We start from the raw sequence: 2,936 nt of genomic DNA, 5'->3' as shown, positions 1-2,936 counted from the left end.
CTTGTAATCAGTAGGTCGGGGGTTCAAGTCCTCTGGCCGGCATTTTTTTTATATTATGGGAAGATAGCGAAGAGGCTAAACGCGGCGGACTGTAAATCCGCTCCTTCGGGTTCAGTGGTTCGAATCCACTTCTTCCCACCATTCTTAGGGACGTAGTTTAACGGTAGAACAAAGGTCTCCAAAACCTTTGGTGTGGGTTCGATTCCTGCCGTCCCTGTATATTAAGTGTAATCTTTTATGATTACACTTTTTTTATTTTTTAGCTAGTTTAAGTTATATTTAAATTGTGTTATTTGTCACCGAAATATGAATATTATGTATTAGTAATTACTTTTTTTATTTTTTAATATTAATATTTAGGAAATAATATTAATTCAGGAATTAAGGTAAAGGTTTAATTGATGTATATATATTGGGAAATATTTTTGACAAATGTTTTTAAATGTGTTAATGTAGTATTGTAGATAATTAATATAGGAGGTTAAATATGACAGAAAGCGTAAAACCATTTAGTAAGCTTTATGATTTAACACAAAGAGCTGAAAAAGTTGGTATTTCTGATGACGACGTTCTAAGAGAAATTTTAGTTGAGAAAATTGTTCCAAATAAGTATCAACCTAGAAGAGAATTTACTGAGGAGAAAATTAAGGAATTAGCTGAATCTATAAGGCAAAATGGCTTATTGCAATCTATTACTGTGCGAGATATAGGTAATGGTTTTTATGAGCTTATAGCTGGAGAACGTCGTTTAAGGGCTATTAAATATTTAGAATATGCAACTACTAAAGCTATTGTTAAAGAGTTAACTGATGAACAAATGGCTACATTGGCTTTAATAGAAAATATTCAAAGAGAAGAGTTAACACCTATTGAGGAGGCATATGCATACCAAGAATTATTAAGTATCAATAAACTTACTCAAGATGAACTTGCTAGATCTTTAGGGAAAACTCAAGCTACTGTTGCCAATAAATTAAGATTATTAAAATTAAGCGACAAAGTTATAGATGCTATAAATACAAAGAAAATTACTGAAAGACATGGACGAGCAATGGTTAAACTAGATGGACCTACTCAAGAAAAATTATTAGTTCAAATTTTATCTCAAAACTTAAATGTCTCTCAAACTGAAGAAAAGATAGATACTTATTTAAAGATAAAAAAAGATATTAAAGTGTTTAATAGTAATTTTAATTATGATGGACAAAAAATCATAGCTAAGCTTGTAAAAGAAATAGCTAAGTTAGAAGAGAAATATAATGTTAATCTTAATAAAGAAGAAGAAGAAAATATGGAGAGTATAGTTATTAAAGTGACTATTCCTAGATTTTCGGATAAAGAGGTAAATGATGAAAATATTAGCGATATGTAACCAAAAGGGTGGTGTAGGTAAAACTACAACTTCAATAAATTTAGCAGCATCCCTAGCACATTTAAAAAATAAAGTGTTATTAATAGATACTGATCCACAAGCAAATGCTACTAGTGGTGTTGGTATTGATAAAGCAAGTATTAGTCAATCAATTTATAATATATTAGTTGATGAAGTTGATATTAATGATGTAATTATAAAAACAGCATATGATAATTTAGATATTGTTCCTTCTAGCATTGCTTTAGCGGGAGCTGAGGTAGAACTTGTTTCTGCTATTAGTAGAGAACAACGTATGAAAAATGCTATTTCTGAGATAAAAGAAGATTATGATTTTGTAGTAATTGATTGTCCTCCTTCATTAGGACTTATTACACTAAATTCACTAACAGCAGCAGATGGAGTAATAATACCAGTACAAACAGAATACTACGCCTTAGAAGGGCTTAGCCAGCTTATGAATACATTTAACATAGTTAGGAAGCATTTGAATTCTAAATTGGATATTTTTGGTGTATTACTTACTATGACTGATAGTAGAACAAATATATCTAACCAAGTAGCAGAGCAAGTTAGAGCTCATTTTAAAGAAAAAGCATTTGATACAGTAATTTCTAGAACTGTACGTTTAAGTGAAGCACCAAGTTTCGGGGAACCTATTATTGAATATGCAAAAAATTCTAATGGAGCTAAACAATATGTATCATTAGCTAAAGAGGTGATTGAACGTGGCTAAGAAATTTGGTAAAGGTTTAGGGCGTGGTCTTGATGCCATTTTCGCTACTGAAAATGTTGAATTAGTTTCTGATAATGATAAAATAGTTGAAATTTCATTAGATAAAATAAAAAAAAATCCGTATCAACCACGTACTTATTTTAATGAAGAAAAATTAAATGAGCTAAAAGATTCTATTGAAAAAAATGGCTTATTACAGCCTATTATTGTAAAAAAAGCGATAAAAGGTTATTACATTATAGCAGGTGAGCGCCGTTATAGAGCTTTTGAACTCTTAGGGAAAAAAGAAATTCCGGTCATTATTAAAGAGATGACAGATGAAGAAATGATGGTTTTTGCGGTCTTAGAAAATTTACAACGTGAAGATTTGTCAGCTTTAGAGGAGTCGGAAAGTTATAAAAACTTGATGGATAAAATGTCGTTAACTCAAGAAGAATTAGCTACTAAACTTGGTAAAAGTAGACCGTACATTGCTAATAGCTTACGTTTATTAAAATTACCTACAGAAATTAAAATCAATCTGGAGCAAGGGTTGATAAGCGCTGCGCATGCAAGAACATTACTTTCATTAAAAACTAAAAAAACTATGGAAGAAGTCTGTAGTTTAGTAATTGAAAGAAAAATGTCTGTTCGTGAATTAGAAGAATATGTAGCAAAGTTATTGAAACCGAAAGAGGTTAAGAAACTTAAGGCTAAGGATATTTTTATAGAAGAACAAGAAAATATTCTTAAAAAGCGTCTTGGAACGTCTGTAACGATTAAACAAGGTCGTAATAAAAAAGGTAAGATTGAAATTGAGTTCAAAGATAATGATGAATTTGAACGTAT

The 2,936-nt window shown here is 30.4% G+C and carries 3 protein-coding genes and 2 tRNA genes; all 5 read left to right on the top strand.

Translation table 11 applies throughout. The features are described 5' to 3' along the window. Nucleotides 1-57: 57 nt before the first annotated feature. Nucleotides 58-141 (top strand) — tRNA-Tyr (locus tag RWQ73_RS07920). A gap of 5 nt (nucleotides 142-146) precedes the next feature. Next, a tRNA-Trp gene (locus RWQ73_RS07915) sits at nucleotides 147-217 on the top strand. A 270-nt stretch (nucleotides 218-487) separates the two neighbouring features. Further along, a complete protein-coding gene (locus RWQ73_RS07910; RefSeq protein ID WP_314407846.1) occupies nucleotides 488-1,372 on the top strand; it encodes a ParB/RepB/Spo0J family partition protein in 885 nt (294 codons plus the stop codon). Continuing rightward, nucleotides 1,347-2,108, top strand: coding sequence for an AAA family ATPase (locus tag RWQ73_RS07905; RefSeq protein ID WP_314407844.1), 762 nt, complete (start codon nucleotides 1,347-1,349; stop codon nucleotides 2,106-2,108). Before RWQ73_RS07910 ends, RWQ73_RS07905 begins: the two co-directional genes overlap by 26 nt. Then, on the top strand, nucleotides 2,101-2,936 hold an 836-nt coding region (locus RWQ73_RS07900; protein WP_314407842.1), incomplete at its 3' end, for a ParB/RepB/Spo0J family partition protein. The genes RWQ73_RS07905 and RWQ73_RS07900, both read left to right, overlap by 8 nt.

Origin of the sequence: uncultured Gemella sp., assembly GCF_963525875.1 — a bacterium.
Taxonomy (GTDB): Bacteria; Bacillota; Bacilli; order Staphylococcales; family Gemellaceae; genus Gemella.
This window is presented reverse-complemented; position numbering and strand designations above follow the sequence as displayed.